21 protein-coding genes are annotated in these 23,854 nt (G+C 57.2%); 6 read left to right on the plus strand and 15 right to left on the minus strand.

Going from position 1 to position 23,854, the window contains the following annotated elements; genetic code table 11:
* Both M2Q46_RS07415 and M2Q46_RS07420 read left to right on the plus strand, forming a co-directional pair.
* On the plus strand, positions 1 to 621 hold the full coding sequence (locus tag M2Q46_RS07415) for a GNAT family N-acetyltransferase (RefSeq protein ID WP_083053245.1): 621 nt from the start codon (positions 1 to 3) through the stop codon (positions 619 to 621).
* On the plus strand, positions 611 to 1,783 hold the full coding sequence (locus M2Q46_RS07420; protein ID WP_302356963.1) for a VWA domain-containing protein: 1,173 nt from the start codon (positions 611 to 613) through the stop codon (positions 1,781 to 1,783). The genes M2Q46_RS07415 and M2Q46_RS07420 overlap by 11 nt, the downstream gene beginning before the upstream one ends.
* A gap of 126 nt (positions 1,784 to 1,909) precedes the next feature.
* Here M2Q46_RS07420 and M2Q46_RS07425 read toward each other — a convergent pair whose 3' ends face one another.
* The 15 genes from M2Q46_RS07425 to M2Q46_RS07495 form a co-directional block, all read right to left on the minus strand.
* Positions 1,910 to 2,623: a DUF2968 domain-containing protein gene (locus M2Q46_RS07425; RefSeq protein WP_235332504.1), complete on the minus strand. Its 714-nt coding sequence runs from the start codon at positions 2,621 to 2,623 to the stop codon at positions 1,910 to 1,912.
* A 61-nt stretch (positions 2,624 to 2,684) separates the two neighbouring features.
* On the minus strand, positions 2,685 to 4,088 hold the full coding sequence (locus M2Q46_RS07430; protein WP_009456771.1) for a sigma 54-interacting transcriptional regulator: 1,404 nt from the start codon (positions 4,086 to 4,088) through the stop codon (positions 2,685 to 2,687).
* Between the two features lie 20 nt (positions 4,089 to 4,108).
* Entirely contained in the window at positions 4,109 to 6,181 is a 2,073-nt protein-coding gene (locus M2Q46_RS07435) for a pilus assembly protein TadG-related protein (protein WP_302356964.1), read from the minus strand.
* 34 nt (positions 6,182 to 6,215) lie between these two features.
* Positions 6,216 to 6,704, minus strand: coding sequence for a DUF3613 domain-containing protein (locus M2Q46_RS07440; RefSeq protein WP_052159417.1), 489 nt, complete (start codon positions 6,702 to 6,704; stop codon positions 6,216 to 6,218).
* Positions 6,705 to 6,729: 25 nt separating this feature from the next.
* Positions 6,730 to 7,728 carry a tetratricopeptide repeat protein gene (locus M2Q46_RS07445; RefSeq protein ID WP_302356966.1) on the minus strand — a complete coding sequence of 333 codons (999 nt, stop codon included), beginning with the start codon at positions 7,726 to 7,728 and terminating at the stop codon, positions 6,730 to 6,732.
* A 5-nt stretch (positions 7,729 to 7,733) separates the two neighbouring features.
* Entirely contained in the window at positions 7,734 to 8,714 is a 981-nt protein-coding gene (locus tag M2Q46_RS07450; protein ID WP_226348973.1) for a type II secretion system F family protein, read from the minus strand.
* A 9-nt stretch (positions 8,715 to 8,723) separates the two neighbouring features.
* Positions 8,724 to 9,647, minus strand: coding sequence for a type II secretion system F family protein (locus tag M2Q46_RS07455; RefSeq protein ID WP_060186403.1), 924 nt, complete (start codon positions 9,645 to 9,647; stop codon positions 8,724 to 8,726).
* Complete coding sequence (locus M2Q46_RS07460; protein ID WP_051316243.1) at positions 9,648 to 10,982, minus strand: CpaF family protein; 1,335 nt, start codon at positions 10,980 to 10,982, stop codon at positions 9,648 to 9,650. It abuts the gene before it with no gap.
* Positions 10,983 to 11,009: 27 nt separating this feature from the next.
* Entirely contained in the window at positions 11,010 to 12,287 is a 1,278-nt protein-coding gene (locus tag M2Q46_RS07465; protein WP_254498953.1) for a pilus assembly protein CpaF, read from the minus strand.
* Between the two features lie 17 nt (positions 12,288 to 12,304).
* On the minus strand, positions 12,305 to 13,639 hold the full coding sequence (locus tag M2Q46_RS07470) for a type II and III secretion system protein family protein (RefSeq protein WP_009459514.1): 1,335 nt from the start codon (positions 13,637 to 13,639) through the stop codon (positions 12,305 to 12,307).
* A gap of 84 nt (positions 13,640 to 13,723) precedes the next feature.
* Complete coding sequence (gene cpaB / locus M2Q46_RS07475; RefSeq protein WP_239054522.1) at positions 13,724 to 14,677, minus strand: Flp pilus assembly protein CpaB; 954 nt, start codon at positions 14,675 to 14,677, stop codon at positions 13,724 to 13,726.
* Entirely contained in the window at positions 14,677 to 15,165 is a 489-nt protein-coding gene (locus M2Q46_RS07480; RefSeq protein WP_035272108.1) for a TadE/TadG family type IV pilus assembly protein, read from the minus strand. Before M2Q46_RS07480 ends, cpaB begins: the two co-directional genes overlap by 1 nt.
* Positions 15,162 to 15,701 carry a TadE family protein gene (locus M2Q46_RS07485; RefSeq protein WP_266107999.1) on the minus strand — a complete coding sequence of 180 codons (540 nt, stop codon included), beginning with the start codon at positions 15,699 to 15,701 and terminating at the stop codon, positions 15,162 to 15,164. Before M2Q46_RS07485 ends, M2Q46_RS07480 begins: the two co-directional genes overlap by 4 nt.
* On the minus strand, positions 15,683 to 16,192 hold the full coding sequence (locus M2Q46_RS07490; protein WP_367997713.1) for a prepilin peptidase: 510 nt from the start codon (positions 16,190 to 16,192) through the stop codon (positions 15,683 to 15,685). The genes M2Q46_RS07485 and M2Q46_RS07490 overlap by 19 nt, the downstream gene beginning before the upstream one ends.
* Positions 16,193 to 16,286: 94 nt before the next feature.
* On the minus strand, positions 16,287 to 16,469 hold the full coding sequence (locus M2Q46_RS07495) for a Flp family type IVb pilin (RefSeq protein WP_021446907.1): 183 nt from the start codon (positions 16,467 to 16,469) through the stop codon (positions 16,287 to 16,289).
* A 683-nt stretch (positions 16,470 to 17,152) separates the two neighbouring features.
* On the opposite strand from M2Q46_RS07495, the gene M2Q46_RS07500 reads away from it, so the two are divergent.
* From M2Q46_RS07500 to M2Q46_RS07515, 4 genes are all read left to right on the plus strand, one after another.
* The gene (locus M2Q46_RS07500; RefSeq protein WP_239054525.1) at positions 17,153 to 18,904 is read left to right on the plus strand and encodes a ShlB/FhaC/HecB family hemolysin secretion/activation protein; all 1,752 of its coding nucleotides are present in this window, start codon (positions 17,153 to 17,155) and stop codon (positions 18,902 to 18,904) included.
* Between the two features lie 338 nt (positions 18,905 to 19,242).
* Positions 19,243 to 20,967 carry a collagen-like triple helix repeat-containing protein gene (locus M2Q46_RS07505; RefSeq protein ID WP_302356968.1) on the plus strand — a complete coding sequence of 575 codons (1,725 nt, stop codon included), beginning with the start codon at positions 19,243 to 19,245 and terminating at the stop codon, positions 20,965 to 20,967.
* Entirely contained in the window at positions 20,964 to 21,554 is a 591-nt protein-coding gene (locus M2Q46_RS07510) for a MarR family winged helix-turn-helix transcriptional regulator (RefSeq protein ID WP_226348979.1), read from the plus strand. The genes M2Q46_RS07505 and M2Q46_RS07510 overlap by 4 nt, the downstream gene beginning before the upstream one ends.
* Positions 21,555 to 21,786: 232 nt before the next feature.
* On the plus strand, positions 21,787 to 23,841 hold the full coding sequence (locus tag M2Q46_RS07515) for a collagen-like triple helix repeat-containing protein (RefSeq protein WP_302356969.1): 2,055 nt from the start codon (positions 21,787 to 21,789) through the stop codon (positions 23,839 to 23,841).
* Positions 23,842 to 23,854 lie beyond the last annotated feature (13 nt).

Below are 23,854 nucleotides of genomic sequence, written 5' to 3' on the forward strand. Positions count from 1 at the left end.
ATGCAAACAAGCGCTTTTTCCCAGCCATTGGCCCCCGTGACACTGGAAGGATGGGACGTGCGTCTGGAGCCTTTGCAATTGGCGCACGTGGAGTTACTGGAAGCCGCCGCTGCCGATGGCGAACTTTGGAATGTACGTGTAACCAGCGTGCCCGCCCCCGGCCAGGCCCAGGACTATGTAAAAAAGGCGCTGGACGGCCTGGAGCAAGGCCATATGCTGCCCTTTCTGGTGCGTGACCTGAGAACAGACCGGGCTGTCGGCACTACGCGCTATCACGACATTATTGCGCCAGTGGCCCGCCTGGAAATCGGCTACACCTGGTACGCGCGCAGCGCCCAACGCAGCCACGTCAATACCGCGGCCAAACTGCTCCTGCTGCAACATGCGTTCGAGACCTTGGGAGCCGGAGTCGTGGGCTGGCGTACCGACCACCTGAATTTCAAATCTCAGCAAGCCATCACCCGGCTGGGAGCGCGTTTCGATGGTCGTGTCCGCCACCATGCCATCCGCCGCGATGGCACGATACGCGACACCATGTTCTACAGCTTGATGGCAGGCGAGTGGCCCGATACCCGCGCCCACTTGCTGGACAAACTAAGGCAGCACAGCCATGTTGCTTGATTTCTTCTACCACCTGCGTGAACGTGGCCTGCCAGTGTCCATTCAGGAACACCTGACGCTGCTGGACGCCTTGTGCAAAGGCATCATGCCGCCCACGCTGGACGATTTTTATCATCTATCCAGACTGGTTCTTATCAAAGACGAAACGCTTTACGACCGCTTTGATCTGGCCTTTGGCGAGTTCTATCAGCCGCAGCTGGAAGCGCTGGCCAAAGATAAAACCCTGCCCGAGGACTGGCTGCGCAAAACCCTGACGCGCAACCTGACTCCGGAACAGAAAGCCGCACTGGAAAAGCATGGCTTGGAAAAGCTGCTGGAGATGTTCAAGGAACGTCTGAAAGAGCAGCAAGGGCGTCATGCAGGCGGCAACAAGTGGATTGGAACCGGCGGCTCCTCGCCGTTTGGACATGGTGGCTATCATCCCGAAGGTATCCGCATTGGTGGCCCTTCGGCAGGAAACCGTACTGCTATCAAGGTCTGGGAAAAGCGCGAGTTCGTGGACTACGACAACCAGCAAGAGCTGGGCACACGCAACTTCAAGATGGCGCTACGTCGCCTGCGACGCTTTGCACGCCAAGGTGCCCCTACCGAGCTGGATCTGGACAGCACCATACGCGAGACGGCTCGCAATGCGGGCATGCTGGATTTGCAAATGCAGGCCGAGCGACAAAACCGCGTCAATGTGCTGATGCTGCTGGATATAGGCGGCAGCATGGATGACCACATCGCCCAGGTTGAATCCCTGTTCTCGGCCGCACGTTCCGAATTCAAACACCTGGAGGCCTACTACTTCCATAACTGCGTGTATGAATCGGTATGGCGGAACAATTCACGCCGCCAAAGCGAACGACTGGAAACCTGGGATTTGCTGCGCAAGTACAACGAGGACTGGCGCGTCATTATCGTGGGCGATGCCACCATGAGTCCTTACGAGATCATGGCCCCAGGTGGTTCTGTCGAGCACTACAACAAGGAAACCGGCGCAGCCTGGCTGCAAAGACTGAACGACCACTGGCCACGTATTGCCTGGCTCAACCCCGAGCCGCAGGCCTACTGGCCCTACCGCCAATCCATTGCCATCATCCAAAACCTGATGTCCGACCATATGTACCCCGTCACCAGCGCAGGGCTGGAAGAGGCAATGCGGTACTTGTCGCGGTAGCATCAGACCTCTATCAAGCAGCAAGTTAAAAGACCCGAATTTCGGGTCTTTTTTTATTTACGATTAAAAAACCCGCAGAGTCTTGCGACTGTGCGGGCTTTCAATCAGGCTTTGCTACTGCAGCGATCAACGACCTCGTTGACGCTGCAACATCCCGGCACGCTGTCGCTCCAGATCCTTGATCTGACTCTGCAATTCACGCAACTGCTCTCGGGCTTCACGCTCTTGTTCGGCCAGCGCCTGGGCTTCGCGACGGGACTCCTCGCGCTGAGCAATGGCCAAGGCCTCTTGCTGACGCTGCAACGCCAAGTCGTTCTGCAGCACGGTCAATTGATCGGCGCTTTCATTCAATTGCTTTTCAGCCTTGGCAACTTCAGCCTGCAGCTTGATGCGCTCCAGATCGGCGGCGGCATAGTCCACCGTGTCCTGACGGTACTGGGTGTACATGCGCTCGGCCAGGGATTCGTCGGTGGTCTTGAAGACGCGCCAGAACTCACGCTGCTGGAACAGGGCCACGTAGTAGGTCATGCTTTCGGCAGAGAACAACAGACTGGCACCGAAGCGACCGTTATAGGCGGTACGCAGCTCTTGCACGGCACGGGCCTGAATCAGCTGCTGCAACTGAGCCACAGTGGTGTTTTGATAAGCCGGGGCCGCTGCGGGCGCTGGAGCAGCGGCTGGAGCCGCAACCGGGGCTACCTCTTCAACCTCTTGTTCCTGGGTTTGCGCGACCACGGGCCGCTCTGGCTCCTGCACCAAAGACACCGAGCTGCACGCTGACAAGAAAAGAAGTCCCCCCAAGGACAGCAACACCGCCGTCTTCTGACTAAGGTTCACCATACCCATCCCTTGATAAACAATTTTTTTGTGTTTAGCTTGATACACAGAATCAGCCCGTATTCTAAACGCGGCTTGTCGCATCTTGTGCCTTTATGTTGAATTTGCGCATCTTTTCCCACAAAACTTTACGAGAAATCCCTAATACAGCAGCGGTATCCTGCCGTCGCCAGTTCTGGGTATCCAGAACCGAAATAATACGTGCACGCTCTTCCTGCTCCTGTGCGCTCAGGCTGATGACGGGCTCGGGCCGCTCCAGAATGGGCGCACCTTCAGGCAAAGCCAGAGCCGGGGCCATAACGGGGGCATTGAAACGTTCCAGCACTTGCCGCAACTGCACCGACTCCCAGGCCCCAAACTGCTTGCTCATGACAGCAACGCGCTCCACCAGATTAGCCAGCTCGCGCACATTGCCGTTAAAGCGCATGCTGCCCACCGCATCCAGAACCCATTGAGGGATGTCCTCGACGTCACACTCCAGGGCCTGTTCCAGCAAGGCGCAGAAAATGGCGATTTTTTCCTGGGAGCCACGCTGTTCCAGATTCGGAATCAGCAGCTCAACCACGGCCAAACGGTAATACAAGTCCGCACGGAACTGGCCTTGTTGCACCAGTCCCAAGAGGTTTTTATTGGTAGCGGCCACCATACGAAAATCTACCGGAATCTGTTGCGTCGACCCCAGACGCGTCACGGAACGCTGTTCCAGTACACGCAGCAATTTGACCTGTTGATGCAGGGGCAAATCCCCAATTTCATCCAGGAACAAGGTGCCTTGATCCGCCTGCTCGAAATAACCTTTATGAGCACCAATAGCACCAGTAAAAGCCCCTTTCGCGTGGCCGAAGAAGTGGGCTTCAAACAGTCCCTCAGGCACCGCCCCGCAATTCACCGGAACAAAGGGCCCTTGCGCTCGTGAAGAACGTTCGTGCAGCAATTGAGCGATGCGTTCTTTGCCCACACCTGTTTCACCATGAATCAGAACACTGGCCCCGCTATCGGCGTACATATCCGCTTCAGCAATCAAGGCCCGCATCACAGGCGATACGGCTACTAATGGTTGAGGACCACCCTGCCCTTCGCGCTCGACCTGTGCGGTCAGCCCGGCCAGCTTGGCCACCAGGGTGCGCAGCTCAGCCTGACTGAAAGACAGCGGCAAAGTATAGGAGTAGGCCGAGGGGTAAAAACGCGGGTCGTAGCCTCGGTCCTCCGAGGCCACCCAGATCACCGGAATGGCATGCTCGACCAGCCACTGATGCTGTTCAAAACGTCCCTGGGCCATCACACTGACGGACACCAATGCAACTGCATGGCGCGTGGGGTGACGCTCGGCGTCCAGCACCAGGGAAGGCTCTACGCGCATGACCGCTACCGAACTGGGCTCCATGGCGCGCTCGGCACGCGTCACCAGATCGGAACTACCCTCCCAGACGTATAAAACGGGTTCATTACCCATAAAGCTGACGCTCATTGCTGTATTCGCCTCCCGCCCTATTGCACCAGATAGGCAGTACCGCACTGCACATCATGAAGTTTCACATCCGCCTCGACCAGGCTCAGGCCCAGCAGCTTCAGCAGTTCTTCCAGCAGCGTGCTCAAACCTTGCAATACAGGGTCTAACAAAGCGACAACCAAACTTAGAACGGCACCCACCAGGTTGGAGTCTTTAAAGACCAGCACCTCTACCGCGCCTGTCCGGCACTCGCGCATGGCTTTCTGGCCACCTATACCGCCAATCACACAAGCCAGATCGCTCAAGGGAGCACCCAGCAGGGTTGTCAGCAAATTATCGACAAAGCCCAGAGTTCCGCCCAACACACCAATCAAACCGTTCTGGCTCATGGTGCGGGACAGTTGCTCCATGCGTTCCTTGGACCAGTTCATCTCGTTCACAACGGCAGAAATTGAGCGGCCCGCCCCATCACCGACCAGACTTTCTGCCATCTGACGTTTACCGGAAGCGCCACTCCAGGGCGTGTTCAGCAAGTCGCCCAGAATGCCTGACAGAACCGCATCGGAGAGCAGGCGCACACTGCGGGACAAGTCCAGCTGAGTTGCGTTCACGGTTGCTTCCGAAGGCTCGCCCGGAGGCGCGGTCAGCGTCACATGAACCGGGTTTTTGGTATCAATCAGGGGCAAGGTGACTTTGGCAGTCAAAGGCAAGATACCCAGCACATTGATGACACGATGGCGCTGAATCTGCCCGAAGGATTCGTCCTTGCAGCTATTGCTGGTCGAGAAGAAATCCGAATGCGGGAACTTGCCCAGACACACATTCACCAAGGAGGATTTGACCGCAATCGTGGCCTGATTCTCGGCAATCGGGGCACGGCAGATATTGACGAGCTCCCCAGTGGCTTGGGACAACTCGATAATGACCGGCAAGCTGACTTCGGTTCCCAGCACCTTCAGGATCGGGCCGGCCAATGGAATCTTGGAAGTATCCAGATTCAGATAGACTCGCACACCTGCCGAGTTCGCTTTAGTGCCTATCCCGCCCATGGCGATGCTGGGCGGCTCCACAACCCGCACTCGCAAATCCAGGGCGTTATTGAACATATTGGTCAAACCGGAAGGCAGCGCAGTCAGGTTCAAATCAATCAGATTCTTGCCATTGGCCACCACCAGTCCCGTGTTGACCAGTTGCAGCACGTCCAGGTTCACATTCAAGGCCGACAAGGGATCCACACCATCGATCAAGGCCAGAATACCGCCCTCACCCAGCAGTTTGACGGGCAAATCCAGAGGCCCGACGCCCAGCAACAAGCGGATGTATTCCTGCAAGGCCCCAACGTCCAGACCCAGTGTTTTTTGCTGGTCCAGCAAGGCCAGACTGGCACTTAGCAAATCGGCCAAAGTCAGCTGCTCCAGCCGGGCCAATTCTTCAGGTGTACCCACTCCTGCGATAACCGTGGCGGGCAATCCCAAGGCTTTCAACAAACCGGAAGGCGTAATCTTGGCATTGACCAAACCGGCCGAGTCCAGCACCGTCAACTGGTCCGGGCGCAGGCCCACGCCGCGCAGCAGGTTATAGACCAGACCATTGCGCTTCAAGGACAAAAGGCGACTGCCCACGGAGAAGGTCGCAACCGGCTCACTGTTCTTGGCGGTGGCAACCGCCTCAATCACCGAGGAAGTAAAGAAAGGGAACAGGGAAGGCGGCTGATAGCTCAAATGCACGCGCACGGAATCAGCGGGCAAGGAAGAAACAAAACGCTGGGCCGGATCACTGTGGCTGCTATTCCATTTACCGCAAAAGACTTTGGCACCATCGCCCGTCAAACCCGCAGCAGGCGAATCGGGCTGGCTATTCAGGCTGAACCTGGCCATGCTTTCACCTTGCTGGCAGCCCAGCGCATCCCCGGAACCCAAGGCCTGCGCCCCCGCCAGTGCAGCCAGGTCAGCCGCGTTTTGCAGCCCCCGCTTCACATGGAAGTTATGCCCCAGGTGCGCCGCCCCCAGCAACACCAGCCCCACCAGTAACGCGGCGGCTGCAGGCACAATAATGGAACCTTGCTGCTTATGTGCCTGCTCGCTCTGGGTTCGAGTTCTTCCCCATTTCATCTCGCTCTCCTGACCCACTCCAGCCCTGTGGGCTTTAATCACTGCCGTTTGTTTTGATGCGCTCTTTCATGTACTCAGGAATGGGATGCTTGAAGCTCTCCAAATAGCGCTCCCAGGCCAGATTGGCTGCCGCACCATGCACCGGCAAGACCTTGCCTTCTCGGTCCGGGTCGGCCTGCATGCTGAGCAGGCTGCGGGTATCAGGCCCCACCTCGATGCGCGGCGGAATATGGCGGCGCTCGTTCTGTACATGCACAGGCAGGCCCTCCACTTCAGGCCAAGGGTGTACTTCCTCATCACTCAAGCGGTACTTCTCGTAAGGCTGACGCTCAGCAGGCGCTGTTTCTGCCGCCGGAGCGGCCGGTGTGTGCACACCCTGATTGCTGGCCGCTGCCGGGCTGGTGCTGACCGGGTAGGTGCTGGTGCCTGAAACCATGGTTCCAGTCAGCGGAGCTTGTGTCTGCGCCCAGGCACTACTGGCCATCAACAAGGTGCAGCAGGCCAAAATGCGGGATCGGTTCATTGCGATATCCTTGAAAAAACGGCAATCAATTCATTGACGAAGACACAGGGCCCAGGCTTTCCAGCAAGGGACGGTTCAAGCCCGCTTGCGTAGAAGAAACCACAACCGCAGCAGGACGAGTCACGGCCGGGTTTGGTGCCTGGGCGGATCGGTTCAAGACCACCTGGCCCATCGCCGTCGGAGTAGCCGGACTCAATGCCACCGCCTGGGCTCTGGCCTGCTCATCCTTTGCAGCCGCTGCCATGCGCAGCTCGTGTTGTTTCTGCATTTGCTGACGGGCGTGCAATTGCTCCAGATCCTGTCCAATCTGTTCGGCCATCTGCACAATGGCTTGCTGGGTTGCGGCGTCCATACCTGCTTGCTGCATCACAAAGCCAGCCCGTTGCGTTTCCTGGCTGACCAGCAAATACAAGGCCATATTGCTCAGTATCTTGGGGTTATCCGGGGCCAGTTCGGCCGCCTTGCCCAGGGCCAGACGTGCTTCCTGAGGGCGACCGGAACGCAAGTAGGCATAAGCCAGATCGCTTTGCACAATCGCATTCGTGGGGTCTTGCCCAGCCGCCTGCTTAAGGAAATGAGCAGCCTGATCAAAGTGTTCTTGCGAGCCAGCAATCAAACCCAAACCTTGATAAGCCCGTCCGGCCACCGGCGTATTCAACAGGGCCTTGAAGGTGTGCGCTGCCTGCTCCAGCTGTCCGGTTTGACGCTGTGCTTCAGCCCGCAACACCATGACCTCCGGGTCTGCGCCATATTCCTTTTCCATGGCTTCGGCATAGGCCAGGGACGCAAAGTAGCGGCCCTGTTTTTGCGTCTCTTCCAGCATGCGTACCGCCATCTGCTTGTCTGTCGGTCTGCGCTTTTCCCAATGCTCAATTTCCTTGCTCTGCAAGAAGGCTTCCTGTTCCTGTTGCTGACGCACCAGCTCATAGGCGGAGTCCGTGGTGGAACACGCCACCAGCAAAGTACTCCCCAAACCCAGCGCAGCCCAGCGCATCAAGGGACGAGTCCATATCGACATTTTCATCAAAGTCACCCTCCGGCCACTTGGCTCAAGCCACGGAACAAGGCCAGAAAACCTGACCCCGCAGTAATAATCAACAAGGCAGGCAGCAAAGTCAGCACCATGACGCCCGTCATCTTTACAGTCAGTTTGCCCACCTTGGCTTTCAGCTCCAGGCGACGCTGCTCGCGCAAGCGCACACCGAAGCGGTGCAGGGGTTCCTGCATCGCACCACCGTGCTGGTCCACCTGCACAATCAGGCGACAGATCACGGCCAGATCCTCGTTGGTAAAGCCGCTGGCAATCCGCTCCAACGACTGTTCACGAGTACGACCACGGGCATATTGCTCGACCGCAATGGTCAGCTCTGAGCCCATGACGGGAATCACGTCATGGAACTCGCGCTCGATAGTGTGCAAGGTCTGGTCCATGGACAGGCCCACGCCTTGCAGCAAACGCAGCAAATCCACAAACAGGGGCAACTCCGCAGCGATACGCAGACGACGTTGCGAGACCCGGCGCGCCAGCCACCATTTGGGCAGCATCCAGCCCAGGGCAAAGCCAATGAACACAGACACAAACGGCACATACTCATTCAGCCTGCGAGTCATGGGCAGCAAGCTGAACAGGACAATCAGAACGATGCTCAGGCCGACTCGACTCAGGACGAAATACTGCCGCGCCACATCAATGTGCTTGAAGCCTGCATTCATGATGAGTACGCGATCTTCCTCGCTAAGCAGGCTGGACCCGAAGCGCCCTTTCAGCCAGCGCTCGCCCAGACTGCCTGCCTGCATCTTGATCTGTTCCACCGTCTGGCGAGATTGGCTGGGCGCCTGCGTCATGTTCGGCGCGCCTTTCAGGCGTTCATCCACCGCCTGGCTCAAACGCATGGCTTGCTGACGCTGCTGCCAATGGTTGTGAAACCACAAGGCAAACAGAATCAGGCCAGCCAGAGCGCAAGCCACAGCTCCCCAGACCAGAACGGTTTGTGCTTCCAAGGCCATCATGTCTTGCTCCTAGACATTGCGTGCCATCCAATACAGCCAATAACAGCCCACACACTGCAAGACTGCTGCGAACAGCAGCATGCGAAACCCCACCGGGTCGTTCCACATCGTCAGGAACAGCTCGTTATTGAAAATCAGAATGTAGACACCGATCAGGATCGGCAATAACGCCAGAATCCAGGCGGACAGGCGCACCTCGGCAGACAAGGCCACCAACTCGCTGCGGGCGTTTTCCCGGTCTCGCATGAAGCCGGCCATACGTTCCATGGTCTGATCACTGCGACCGCCAAAACGCATTGCCACACTGATTACAGCGGCAACCAGAAAGAGCTCGTGCAAGCCGTGCTGACGCGAAACAGCACGCAAGGCTACGTCCAGATCCTGCCCGGAACGGTGCAGGGAATTTGCATCCTGCAATACCTGGCCCAGGGGTTGTGGCGTGTTGTCAGCCGCATTCAAAAAGGCCGCTCCCATGCTGTTGCCAATGGTGATCAAGCGCACCATCAGATCCAGAAAGTCCGGAATTTGAGAGACGATTTTGCGGTGTCGCTTATCGCTGCGAAACCACAAAAAGGTATAGGCGCCCAGTACGGTGGCAAGCAGCATGGCCCCACCTGCAACCGGCCCGACAAAAGCCAGCAACAAAGCAGGCGGCACCAGCGTGCCCAACAGAAGAATCAGATAAAAACGGCGTGAAGGCTGAATGCCGGTGCGCAGCATGAACTCCCGCCAGCCTTTGGGTGCTCCCAACCAGGCATCCTGCGTACTAGGCTGGGCTCGTACGCTACTTTGCACCGCCGGGCGCAAAGCCAGCTGCTGCTCGAGCACCTGTGCCGAACGCTGGGCCTGCTGACGCTGAGCACCCTTGGCCCAGAGCAGCACCGCGCCCAGCATCAGAATCACAGCCGCCAAAGCGATATACAAAGCCATCATTTAGCGTCTCCAATCCCAGAAACCACCGCCTTCTTTAGGCGTGTTGTCCTGAGCCTGAACCTGCTCATTAGCCAGTTGATCGCGGTACTGCATCAGCTTGCGGGTATGAGGATGAATGCCCAGGCTGACCCAGCGATCCTGCTCGGTGCCATCATCCAGCACATAGGATTCGTGGCGATACAGCTCTTGCATGGCAATCACACCATCGCCCATGCCGGTAATTTCCGTAATGGACAGCACCCGGCGCTTGCCATTGGGCAGGCGGCCAATCTGAATAATGAAGTCCAGCGCGCTGGCGATCTGTCTGCGCAAGCTGTCCTCGCTGCCCTGAAAGCCCGCAAACCCGGCCAGCATTTCTACGCGATATACACATTCGCGCGGCGAGTTGGCGTGGATCGTGGCCATGGAGCCTTCGTGACCAGTATTCATGGCTTGCAGCATGTCGATGACCTCGGCACCCCGCACTTCCCCCACGACCACCCGGTCCGGACGCATACGCAAGCTGTTGCGCAGGAGTTCGCGAATCGAGATTTCGCCGCTGCCGTCATACCCGGCCTGACGTGCTTCCAGGCGCACCACATGCGGGTGATTCAAGGCCAGTTCGGCGGTATCTTCCACCGTTACGACACGCTCGGTTTTGGGAATGTAAAAAGCCAGGGCATTGAGCAAGGACGTCTTGCCGGAGCTGGTCCCGCCAGAAATCAGAATATTGCAACGCGATTTCACTGCGGCTTGCAGCAGCCGGTCCACCGGCTCGTCAAACGCGCCCAAACGCATCAGATCTTCAGGCTTTAGCGGGTCCTTGCGGAACTTACGGATAGAGACCATGGGGCCATCCACCGCCAGGGGATGAATGACCACGTTCAGGCGGCCACCATCGGGCAAGCGGGCATCCACCATCGGAACCGACTCGTCCAGTCTGCGTCCCAACGGAGCCAGAATACGGCGCACGATACGCAGCACGTGCTGATCATCCGTAAACCCACTGGGCTCCTGGCCCAACACGCCACCGCGCGACACAAACAGCTTGTCGTAACCGTTGATCAGAATATCTTCAACCGCCGGGTCCTCCAGCAGGTCTTCCAAAGGCCCCAGGCCCGCCAGTTCGCGGGTCAGCGCCTGCACGATCTCGCGCACTTCCTGTTCGTTGACGGGCACCCGTTTCAACCGAACAAAGCTGGCCAATTCGATGCCAACAAAATCCTGTATGGCCTGCCGTGTCCAGCGACCAAACTCGGCTCCCAACTCTTCGATGCGAGCCAGCAAATGTTCATGGGCCTGTTCCCGGACCTGAATCAGGTCGGGACGCCCACCGAGCAATGAAGTATTGTTCATGCCTTACTTTTCCATGCTTGGGCCTGTTCAGCCCCCGAACCTGAATTTCAACCGTCCCAAAACCGTACTGACCTTGTTTTGTGACAGCCCCTGCCTGCGCCCCATCAAACCCGATGCCAAACTTTGCAAGGCACGGGTATAGGGGTCCTTCTCATCTACTTGCACCAGAATCTTGCCCAGACCGGCGCTGCGCATATGCCCAAGACGCCGATCCGGCAGCACGGCGGCCAACTCCAGATCAAAGCGCTCGGCAATGGCCTGCCCAGAAAAACCGTAAGCCGGATCAAACTGATTCACCACCAGACGCACATTGGCCAGCGCATCGAACTGCGCACGCAAGGCCATGAACTCGGCCAGAGACACCAGCGCCCCCATGCTTTGGTCTGTGACCACCAGCACCTCGTCCACCAGCGATTCCAGTTCCACCAGAAAACGCGGATTGGGAAAACCGCCAGCATCAATCACCAGGCAGCCCATGCGTTCACGCAAATAACTGCACAAACCCAGCGAATCTTCCAGACTGATTTGATTCAAGGTATTCACATCGGCGGGCAAAGACAGCAGGTTCAAGCCGCTGCTGTGTTGTGCCAGTGCCGAATGCAACATGGTGTCGTCCATTCGATGACGCTGTGATGCCGCCTGAATGAAGTCAAATTCCGAACCCAGGCCCATGTACAAGGCACAGTCCCCGGTAGGTGCTCCCAGATCCAGCAAACCGACTCGCTCGGACAGCGGCACCAGTTCAACCGGCAAGGGCTTGGCCGACGTCAAACCTCGTACTTCCTTGCCCATGCGGTTCATTTCTTGTTGCAAGAGCCAGGCCAGACTGCTGGCAGCGGTACTGCAACCGACACCAATACGCGCGCCCATCAACAGCACACTGCGAAAAGGCTTGTCCAGCAAAGGGCTGTGCTGGGTCTGACCCAGCTTTTCAATCAATACCTGCAACTGATGATGCAGATCTTCGTTCGTGTCCAGGTTCAGGAACTCGTTGGCACCCGCCCGCAAGGCATTGACGGGGCCTTGGGGCACGGATGCCCGCCCTACCGCCACACGCTGCACACTGGCATCGAGCCGCGCCAGACTGCGAACCAAACCTACTACCTGTCCGTTCTCTTCCCCATGCTGTCCATGAACAAAGTCAAAAAACACCAAAGGTTCCGCTTGCTTGGCCAGCTCCCGGCGCAAACTCTCGGTCGTGGGCTCAATCGCCCTTACCGTCAGGAGCCCGGCAGCTGCCGTGTTGATCATCACAGCCAGCTCGGGGTGCTCTGTACACAAGAGGTATTCCCGATATCGTTGCACGTCACCACTCCACGCGCTTAGCGCGAAAACCCTGGCATCTGCTCGTAACCATGGCGGCCCAGCAAGAAGTAGCCCCAGGCATTGGGTGCGTCATCCAGTTTTTCCTGACGACCACCCGGCAAGGCAATCGTGGCGCCTTTCTGGATAGGTTTGATCAGACGGGGAGTGACGACAATGACCAGTTCCAGCTCTTTCTGGCTGTACTGCACGTTGCGGAAAAAACTACCCAGAATCGGCAAATCCCCCAGGAAGGGAATCTTTTTGACGGCAGCGGCGGTTTGGCGCGACACCAGCCCGCTGATGATGTAGCTTTGGCCATCACCCAGCTCAATAGTTGTATCGGCTCGACGGGTACGCAAAGAAGGCATCACACCGCCACCGGGCATTTGCACCACATTCGAGTAATCCAGATCACTGGCTTCAGGGGCAACCTTCAGGGCAATACGTTCGGGAGACAGCACCGTTGGCGTTACCGTCAGACCGATCCCGAAAGGTTTGTACTCCACCGTCGTTGTTCCCAAACCGCCCGAACTGGGGATGGGAATTTCGCCACCGGACAAAAAGCTGGCGCTATGACCTGACATGGCCACCAAAGTCGGCTCGGCCAGCACACGGGCCAGGCCATTTTGCTCCAGCAGATTCAAGGTCGCACTGAAGTTGCTCGAGTTGTACCCCAGGCTCAAGCCACCCGTTAAAGCCTTGGGCAACAAGTTCACCCCGCCCGACCAGGGCTTGCCGCCAATGGCATTGGCACTCAGGCCAATGTCTTTCATGACTTCGCGGGAAACTTCCACCACTTTGACTTCCACCTGCACCATGCCACTGGTGCTGACCTCGGACAGGTCCAGCACCGGCGCATCCGGACCAGCGCCGGAGCGTGCGGCGGCCATGGCATCCTGGTGATCCAGCAAAGAGGGGCTGCTACCCGTAATCAAGGACTGCTGCCCGGCGCTGGACACCTGCGCCGACATGGGGCGACCCGCCTGTGCCAGTTGCTGTTGCACTTGACTGGTCACCTCAATCGTCCAGCGATCCGGATTCGTGCGACCAGGCATCCAGACACGCAAATCAGCCGTACCCGCGCGTTTGCCGATCAGGAGCACCTCGCCGCGCTGCCCGGCCGATGCAGACAGAATTTGCACATCCGCCACGCTTTCATCGCTGATCGCCACACGCTGCGGAACTTGCGACAAACGCAAAATATCCTGATCGTTGGCCACCAGACGTATCACCTTCTGACTGGCGCTGGTTTGGGCCGTTTGCGCCATCACCGGCACCGGTGCCAAACCCGACAAGCAGAGCGCATACCAGCACCCCAAACCCAGACCTGCTTTTTTGATTTTCTGTCTCATGTGTTTAATCCATGCTGCCTTGCGTCGCGTCCCGTCAGCCCTCACAGGCAGGCTGACCCGTCCCCACAACAAGCTCTGTATTGCTTAATACTGAATGACCTCTAAACGGCCCCCGCGAATAACTTCCGTGCGGCGTGGCGGCGCAGCATGCGGCTCTCCGCTGGCCCGGGCTCGTGCCTGCACCTGTTCTTTTTCGGTCTGGCTGATTGCAAATTCACGCAAGCCCAAACCGGCCATGGCACGGTTGTCCGGCAGTTTCAAGGCATCACGCTGATCCGCATCCAGACCAGCACGCGCGGGAATCAGACCCGCAAATTCAGGGAACAAGGAGGCGTCCGGCAAGCTCTCGTCCTTGGGAGCACGCAAGACCAGTTGCAGGCTGCCGCTACGGCTGGCCAGCAGGAGTTCGTTCACCGACTCCAGGGGGACGGCCAGCATGGCGTGGCGCGCCTGAGTCTCGGCACGATTCGTCGCATTGGCCTCTGCCGGATCTGGCCCGGACAGCGAAGCACCGCCATAGGCCAGCACGCGCACACGCGACATCAACAGGCGGGCCTGGGTGTCATTGACTTCGTTGCCGCTGTTAAAGGTAATGAAGATATCGACCAAATCGCCCGGCTCTACCCTGTGGCTGGCGCCAGTAATCACATCAATGGGAATGCTGACGGCGCGCTCACCCTCTTCCAGATAGCTGGCCAGACTTTTGGCGATGAAGCTGCTTAACACCGGCTGCCCTTGGCCCAAGTCAAAACGCAGGGTTTTCCCGCTCAAGGCTTCCAGCGTGTTGAAAGACTGGGCAGGGGCCGCAGGCCACTGCGCCAATTCCAGGGCATCAGCCTGCAAGGTTTCCCCCGCTTTCACATCCCGTTTGAGCACGACCACCGCCTGCAAGTTGGCTGCTGGCTCTACGCTTTGCGTGCTGAGCACAGGCTGGACCACCTCGGGTTTGGGCTTCATGCCCAGGTACAAGGCAAACGCAACCAATACGGCTGCGATCAGCAATAAAAGGACTGCCGCCCCCTTCATAATGCCGCTCATTAATGTGGTCTCCTGAGTACGAGTAGTGTCTTGGCGCTTAAGCTGCGCAATTGATCTGCCTGACCCTCTTCAGGCCTGAACAGATCCAGGGTTTGAGAAAGAATTCCGGGTTCAAGCTCCAGCTTCAGGGAAAGCTGGGCGCAGTCATACTGAGGCTCCGAGGCACAAGCCTGGGATTGAACATCCGCACTCAGGTCGCCAAACCAATGCAAGAACGCGTCGCTCTTGGCTTGGCCCCTGCCATAGTTCCTGGCCAGTTCCTGATTTATAAAAGGCGCGATCTCATCGGCGTTCTTGACCTGCATCGTCGCTTGGCGAGAAAGATCGCCGACCAGATGGTCCATTTTTTGCTTGGCCAGAAACAAGGAACTGAAGGTGATGATGCCGCTGAAGATCAACAACAGAATCCCCACCATCAAGGCAAACTCGATGGCAGCAACACCTTGCTGACGTTGTGCAGCAGAAAGGAAACAGGCGGCACGTGTCATGGCGTGTCTCCCGCTGTGCCCACTTCACCGGCAACCAGCAGATTGATCTGCGCATTGCCCTTTAACTGTTCGGGCACAACCAGCGCAAACAAGGTATCGGGAGCAAAACGAGGAATCAGGGGGGCTTGGAGGTAGTCGTACACAATCCCCACACGCAGCTCATCACTGAGCAAATCTGTGGTGATGCGCACATGCTCACTACCTACCCAAGTGCTTAGCCACTGCACCTGATCGGCGGCCACTTCCTTGGCCCGATTTACTCGTGCTTGCAGGCGATCCGGACTGAGCATGGGGCCACCCGGCCCTGCGCCTGGCTCAATCAAAGCAGCGCGGGCACCGGATTCGGCCGCAAAATTAAGAGACTGCTGCGCGGTCATGATCAGACCGAACGTCAGCAAGCCATACATGAAGAGAAACAACAATGGGAAAACGAATGCAAATTCCAGTGCGTAGGCTCCATATTGGTATTTTTTATCTACGCCACGCCGTTTTGCTAATTGGCCCTCTCGTGGGGGCTTTATTGATTTTGAATCCATACCCACCCCATTGTTGCAAGGGATAACCAGGCCCCTAAAGGCACACTACGCGCCTTGACGCGGGTTCCCGGCAAAGCAAATCCGTACTTACGTTCCAAGGATGGAATCAGCACCAATACCAAGGCATGCAAACCCGCCAGTACCGTGCCAAACAACACCACCATACCTGCTTCCTTCCACCCCAGGGCCAGGCCCAGCACGGCCATCAGCTTCACATCGGCCGCACCCATCAAACGCAATAACCAGATTGGATAAAACACGATCAAGGCGGCTGCAAAACCGATCAGGGAGTCCCCCCAGCCCGCCACCCATCCCCAGGGAAGGCCATAGGACACACTGACAAAAACCTTGTGCAACAGAACCGCCAAACCATAAAAAACTAATAAGGCATTAGGGATTTTCCGGAGCTTCAGATCGCTATAGATAATCTGAGCGGAAAAGAAAAGCAGAATAAAAATAAAGAAAAGCTTAATTAAAACGGGCATAAGCATCAGCCATTCAAGCTAAAAGATACAGCCAGACCTGAAGTGGCTGATGCACCATCAAAACGTCTTACTTAATCAAAACAAGAGTCCGTAAAAACTATTACGTGACGGACTTTGCACCACTGATCTTGTCAGATATCGTTGTAAAAAGAGCATCCAAATTCGTACCCAGCGCGGTCAAGACACCGATGATCGCCACAGCGATCAGCCCTGCGATCAGGCCGTACTCAATAGCCGTTGCACCGTCTTCATCGTTCCAGAATTGCTGAAGTTGAGTCTTCATGACTGTCCCCATTCAAAAAGAAAAAATTACCCTCAACAGCGAGGATTCAAGGCCCCTTGGGGCACAACACTTTGCCAACTTTGGCAACTTCCACTGCTAACTGTTATCAATTTTTGTATTTTTCAGTTGAAATCATCTTAAACCCATGTATGTATCTGTTTTTACTAGGGTTTACGTGTAACAAACATCAAATACACAAACGAATTCTAGCCCAAAGATACGAAAAACGCATGATTGTGTATTTACAACAGCCAATTTCCCATAGAAAAAGGCCAAAAAACAGCTAATTTGAAACCTTTACTTACCTGTATTGTGTCGAAGTTTGTTAATGTTACTGTTTTTATCATTTCAGAATGCAACAGAAAAACTGACCGGCTACTGCTGCAAGGCGTCTGCAAGCCAGCTTTAATTACTTGAAAGAAAGTAGCTTTTTTTCAATTTATTGCTGTTAGCAAGGGAAAACCCGCGCAGCCCCAACTAAGCATGAATACAGACATACAAGACTGTTTGCTAACGAGCTAAATCAGGGCTATTTTTTTTACGTTTCAAAATGTAATAGTTAAAGTTTTTTAAAGCACTAAGAGGAAATACCCTGCTTTCAAACAGCAAAAAGTGACAGCGAAGTTAAACTACGGCACAGTAGAAAAAAGCGCCCGATTTACAGCGAATAATGATTAATGAATATGAATCCCAAGCATCACTTGTCACTGGCCTTCCTTAGAAAAAAAAATCCCAGCCTGATTGTGAGCTTGGGATTATTTATGGGGCTGGCCGCTACTGGTTCAGTAAGTTGGGCGGACGCCCCCTTGCGGGGGAACCCGGTCGACTCTTTGCCGCCCATTAATGCACCGGCCCCCAGCACGCGTGCGCCATCTCTAAACATTCCGCCCGCTGCCGCCCAGACTCAATTGCAGCAGCAACTACAGCTGCAAGTGGTGGTGCGCAGCTTTGATGTCAGCGGCAGTCGCAGCATTCCTTTTGAACAGATCACCGCGATTCTGGAACCGCTGGCCGGTAAAACGCTTAGCATTGCCCAGCTGATCAACGAGGTGAACAAGATCACCGCCCTGTATCAGCAGCAGGGCTACCCCCTGTCTTTTGCCATCTTGCAACAACAGGACTTTGCACAAGGACACATCAAGGTCACGGTGGTGGAAGGCCATGTAGGCAGTGTTCGTATTGAAGGCGATCCAGGACGCAGCCAGGCTCGCATCGATCGTATCGCCAAAGCCATGGTGGATGAAAAGCCGCTTACCCAGCGCACGCTGGAGCGCACCATGAATCTGCTGCGCACCGTTCCGGGCCTGAAAATAGATCCCAAGCTGGACATGCCCGTACGTACTGATGGCGCCTCCGAGCTGGTCATCAATGCACAGCACAAATCTTTCAGCGCAAATGCCAGCGTGGCGGAAATGGGCTCCAGCAAACAGGCTCTGGTGCAGTTAAGCGCCAATAGCCTGACGCCTTTGGGCGAAGAGCTGAAGCTGACTGCCGCCATCCCCACCAGCTCTGAGGACGTGAAGTACGTCAGCGGCAACCTGACCATTCCCCTGACCGGTAATGGCTTGAATCTGGAGATTGATGGCTATCACTACCGTTCCAAGCCGCGTGATGAAGTTCTGGAAAGCCAGGGCTGGAACCGCAAGGTCATCAACGAACGTATCGGGGCGGCAATCAGCTATCCCTTTATTTTGAACAATCAACGCAGTCTGAAAGGCACGGCAGGTTTTTATGCCAGTCGCTCCCTGGACGACTACACCCACAAGACGCTGGACAATGTCTGGATCGAGAACACCACCGACGTACGCGCCCTGAAGGCTGAGTTGCGCTATACCGATGCCTCGCAGCGTCAATCTCGCGAGGTCAATCTGGGGGTGTACAAGGGTCTGGATGCCATGGGTGCCCGCAAGTCTCTGAACACCTACTTGCAACGTGATGCCGAGTCCGATCTGGACTTGGACTTCACCCGCTGGACCGCCTCTTTCAAGCAGAATCTGGCCTTGCCAGGGCAATTTGGCATGAGCTTTTCGGCCAGCGGCCAGTACAGCTCGAACGTCCTGCCAAACTCCGAACAGGTTTCTTTTGGTGCCTGGCGACATGGCTATGGCTATCCGCAAGGCGAGCTGGCTGGCGATAAAGGCATAGGCGCCACGCTGGAAATCAATCGACGCTTTACGAACTCCTCCACCTGGCTCAACAACATTCAACCCTATATTGCCTATGACTGGGCACGCGCCTGGTACAACCTGGAGCGACTGAACAGCTATAACAATCGACGCCTGCGTTCCGCTGCCATTGGTGTACGGCTGTCCAATAACAAACACTATCTGTTTGACATCAACGTCGCCAAACCGCTGGGCGATTTGCCGGTTAACTCCGACAAACGCAAAGTACGCTTGAACACCAACTTTCTGTTCTTCTACGACGGTTTTTAGCAGGCATCCTGCCGGTACCCTTACTGCCGATTTTTCCCCAAGGCCATCGCAAGATGGCCTTTTTTGTTTTCCATTTCGGCAGATTCCGGCCTCAGGTGTTACGAAAAACGTTACGTAACAGGAACGGAACACCCCACAAAAACAGCTCTAAACACGCTCACACCGACCCTGTTTTTTGATGAAATCCTGATCCACAAAAACCAGAAAAACTCACAACACATTGATTAACAACAATAAAAATAAAACACAACAACAAAAACAGAACTTGGCACGCTACTTGCTTCATGTCTATCAACAGCCCTTGAAGGGCGTGCTTACACTTCAAATCGGAGTCAGACATGAAAGCAAGGAATTCAGCAAGAAACGCCTCGGTACACCGCAACTTGCAACGTGCCGTTGTCGCTACATTGGTCATCAGCGCCGCCGTTCTGGCCGGTTGCTCCTCGCGCGGCGGTGTTCGCGACGGCCTGGATGTGTCGGTTCGCCCCCCTGTTGTTGACCCTAACCTGCCCAAGCCCGGTGACGGCGGTACCGGCGGTGGCGACAACGGCGGCGGCAATAACGGCGGAAACAACGGCGGTGGCAAGGACACTAGCCTGACCCAAAATGCACTGGGCAATCTGGGCCAGGCTGTCGACAACGTAGTGCCTTTGAACCTGAGCAAAACAGGCAATCAACTGGGCAAAACGCTGGATGGCGCGCTCAAACCCGTTACCAATATCGTGACGGATGCCACACGCACCGTCGGTGGTGTGACCGGACTGGGGCAGCCCGTCAACGGCTTGACTACTCAAGTCGGCGGTGTAGTGACCAATCTGGGCGATCAACTGGGCAAAACCGGCCTGCCCCTGAACCTGGGTGAGGGTGCGGGCGGTCTGCTGTCCCACTTGGGTCAAGCCGTGGGTTCGGTCGGCGGCTTGCTGGTCAACGATCCCAAGAACCCCAATCCACTGGGCAACACCTTGCACCACGCCACCAAAGGCATAGAAGTGCTGACCGGCTCCTTGCTGGGAGAAGGCAGCCTGCTGCATCCATTGACAGCGCAGCTAGGCCTGGGGGGTATCTTGCTGGCAGAGGGGGGAGAACCTGTCCTGCAGCCTGCACTGGGCAATATCGGACAAACCGTAGATAACATTCTGCCACTGGGGCTGAACCCGATTCTGGGTGATGTGGGCGGTGCCTTGGACAACACGGTAGCGCCTGTGGTTGCCACCGTCACCAATGTGACCCAACAAGTGGGAGATGGCCTGGGTGTTGGCCGACCCATCAACGCCTTGCTGGGTGGTGTTGGCAGCGCTTTAGGTAATGTGGGCAGCCAACTGGACAATGCAGCACCTCTGGGGCTGGGCGGTGTGGTAGGCCATTTGGGTCAGGCCGTCGCCTCGGTGGGTGGTGTACTGCACAAGACTGATACAAACACCAACCCCCTGGGTAATACCTTGAATCACGCCACCCAGGCCGTTGCCTCCCTGACGGGCGGACTGGGCGGTATCACAGGTGGAGAAGGTGGTGGCTTGCTGGCACCCGTTACCGGACTGTTAGGTGGTGTGGGTGGCGGCGATGGTGCTAGCGGTGGATTGCTGGCCCCTGTCACCAGCTTGGTCGGTGGACTAACTGGTGGCTTGGCTGGCGGCGACGGCGCGAGCGGCGGCTTGCTCTCCCCTGTCACCAATCTGGTCGGTGGATTAACTGGTGGCTTGAGTGGCGGTGACGGCGCGGCCGGCGGCCTGCTCTCTCCCGTCACCAATCTGGTGGGCGGTTTGACTGGTGGCCTGACGGGTGGTGATGCCTCCAACGGTGGCTTGCTGGCTCCTGTCACGGGTCTTTTGGGTGGCATCACAGGCAGTGTTTCGATCGGTGGTGGCGCAGCAGCAGAAGGTCAGGCTGGTGGTGGATTGCTGGCACCCGTTACCGGTTTGGTCGGTGGTCTCGTCGGTGGCCTGACAGGTGGCGTCAACGTACAGGCAAACGCTGGCGCAGCCGGCGGCGAACAAGCCAATGGTGGTTTGCTGTCCCCGGTAACTGGTCTGCTCGGTGGCTTGCTGGGAGGTGGCCTGAAATGATGAATAAAGTCATGAACCCGGTCAGTTTGCCAGTGAGCTTTCATCCTGGCGCCCAAGGCGCCGGGGCTCGCTCCAACTGGTCCTCACACAGCGATGAGCAAAGCATGTTGTCAGAAAAGATGTTGATGGATCTGGGCAAAATGCTGGGCCGTCAGTTCACCATCTACGCAGAAGCCCTGAAAGCCAGCTTGGCCGAAGAAGCGAATATCCCCTTGAATGATTTCAAAGCACTGGAATACATCATGGAATTCGATGCATTGCCTACAGGTCAGTTGGCTCATTTGATGGACTTGAGTGCCAGCGGTGTCAGCGCCCTGATCAACCGTCTGGAACACAGGGGCTACATTACCCGCGGCCGCCACCCCCTGGACAAGCGTGTGATTGCCTTGCATCCGGTAATGGACAAATGCCGTGAAGTCTTGGCTGTGAAGGAACGTGCTATCAACCAGGCGATCAACACGGCAGCGAATCAGAACCCTGCCCAGCTGATTGCCATGTACGACTTTCTGGTCGACAGCATGAGCACCTTCAGGCAAAACACCAAAGCCTGGCTGGATGCCAAGGCCCTGGTGCCACGAGCCTCCTGAGCACCCTGCTAAGCCCCTACGGAACCGCTGCTTGTCAGCGGTTCTTTTTTTGTTACGTAACACGTTCCGCCCAGCCCCTAAAACCCGTAACAAATAGCCCTCTTTTTTTCCTCTACTTCTCACCAAACCCAGCTTACATGCGGCTTGCAGGCAATCCAATAAATTGGCACGTGAATTGCTTAACTAGACTCAGGAAGCAAGCAAGTCCCCCGATCATTTATTGGAGCAAGCAATGCATAAAAATACAGACAGCAAGAAACCAGGCCTGCGCCTGACACTCCTGGCCACCCTGATGGCCAGCACTTTAGCGCTGACTGCCTGCGGCAGTTTATCCGGTGGTGGCAGTAGTGGCAGCGGTGGCGGCGGATCGGAAACCCCCACCAATCCAGGCCCAGGCACTGGTGGCGGCGACAACGGTGGTGGTGACAACGGCGGCGGTGACAACGGCGGCGGCGACAACGGCGGTGGTGACAACGGCGGTGGCGATAACGGCGGTGGCGATAACGGCGGCGGCGACAACGGTGGTGGTGACAACGGTGGTGGTGACAACGGCGGTGGCGACAACGGCGGCGGTGATAACGGCGGTGGCGATAACGGCGGCGGTGATAACGGCGGTGGCGACAACGGCGGCGGTGACAACGGCGGCGGTGACAACGGCGGCGGTGACAACGGCGGTGGCGATAACGGCGGTGGTGACAACGGCGGTGGCGATAACGGCGGTAATCCCCCCACGCGTACGCCGGGCCCACTGGAAACCACTCTGAATAATGTAGGTGAAGCCGTCGACAACGTCCTGCCAGTCGGCTTGCAAGATACCGGCGGCAAACTGGGCAAAACACTGGATACCGTAGTCGCTCCTGTCGTGGACACGGCAACAGGCCTGACTCAACAAATTGGTGGCGCAACCGGCTTGGGCCAACCCATCAATGGTCTGACACAGCAAGTTGGCGGCGTCGTCACCAACTTGGGCGAGCAATTGGGTAACAGCGGCCTGCCCCTGAATCTGGGCCAGGGTGTTGGAGGCTTGCTGAGCGGTCTGGGCAATGCCGTGGGTAGCGCAGGCGGCCTGCTTCACGCTGATGCAAACAATCCTAAGCCGCTGACAGCCGTACTGGGCCATGCAACCAGCGGTGTTGCTGCACTGACAGGCTCCCTGCTGGGTGAAGGCAGTCTGCTGTATCCCCTGACAGGACAATTGGGGCTGGGCGACTTGCTCAATGGTGCTGATGCTGCCCCTATCCTGGAACCTGCCTTGGCAAATGTAGGCCAGACAGTCGACAACATTTTGCCCATTGGCTTGAACCCCATCCTGGGCAATGTCGGCGAGACCCTGGACACCGTAGTCGCTCCTGTTGGTGCAACGGTCACTCATGTCACCCAACAAGTGGGTGACGGTCTGGGTGTTGGTCAGCCTATCAATGCTTTGCTGGGTGGCGTAGGCAGCGCCCTGAGCAATGTGGGCACGCAGATTGATGGCGCAACCCCTCTGGGTCTGGGCGGCACCGTTAACCACTTGGGTCAGGCTGTTGCCTCGGTCGGTGGCCTCTTGCATAAAACAGATACCAACACGAACCCGCTGGGCAACACCCTGAATCACGCCACACAAGCTGTCGCCTCCTTGACTGGCGGGCTGACAGGTAATGGGGAAGGCGGGCTGCTCTCGCCAGTAACCGGCTTGCTCGGCGGACTGACTGGCGGTTTGGGCGGTGGTGATGCTGGCAACGGTGGCTTGCTGGCCCCTGTGACCGGCCTGCTCGGTGGTTTGACGGGTGGTCTGGGTGGCGGCGACACAGCCAACGGTGGCTTGCTGTCTCCCGTGACGGGCCTGGTCGGTGGTTTGGTAGGCGGCCTGGGCGGCGGTGATGCAGCCAATGGCGGTTTGCTGGCGCCCGTGACGGGCCTGGTCGGTGGTTTGACTGGCGGCCTGGCAGGCGGTGATTCAGCCAATGGCGGTTTGCTGGCACCCGTGACAGGCCTGGTCGGTGGTTTGGTGGGCGGCCTGGGCGGCGGTGATGCGGCCAACGGCGGCCTGCTGGCTCCTGTCACGGGTCTGGTAGGTGGTTTGACTGGCGGCCTGGCAGGCGGTGACGCTGCCAATGGCGGCCTGCTAGCACCTGTGACCGGCCTGGTCGGCGGGCTCCTGGGCGGCGGTGCAACTGTTTCCGTAGATACCAGCGCCTCGGGCAGCGTCAACGCTGGTGGTGGAGCCGCTGCAGGCACCAACAATGGCGGCTTGCTGGCACCGGTAACCGGACTGCTCGGTGGACTGCTGGGCGGCCCTCGCTAAGCACGGGGGATGG

This window comes from Alcaligenes sp. YSL9, assembly GCF_030515105.1.
Classification (GTDB): domain Bacteria; phylum Pseudomonadota; class Gammaproteobacteria; order Burkholderiales; family Burkholderiaceae_B; genus Alcaligenes; species Alcaligenes phenolicus.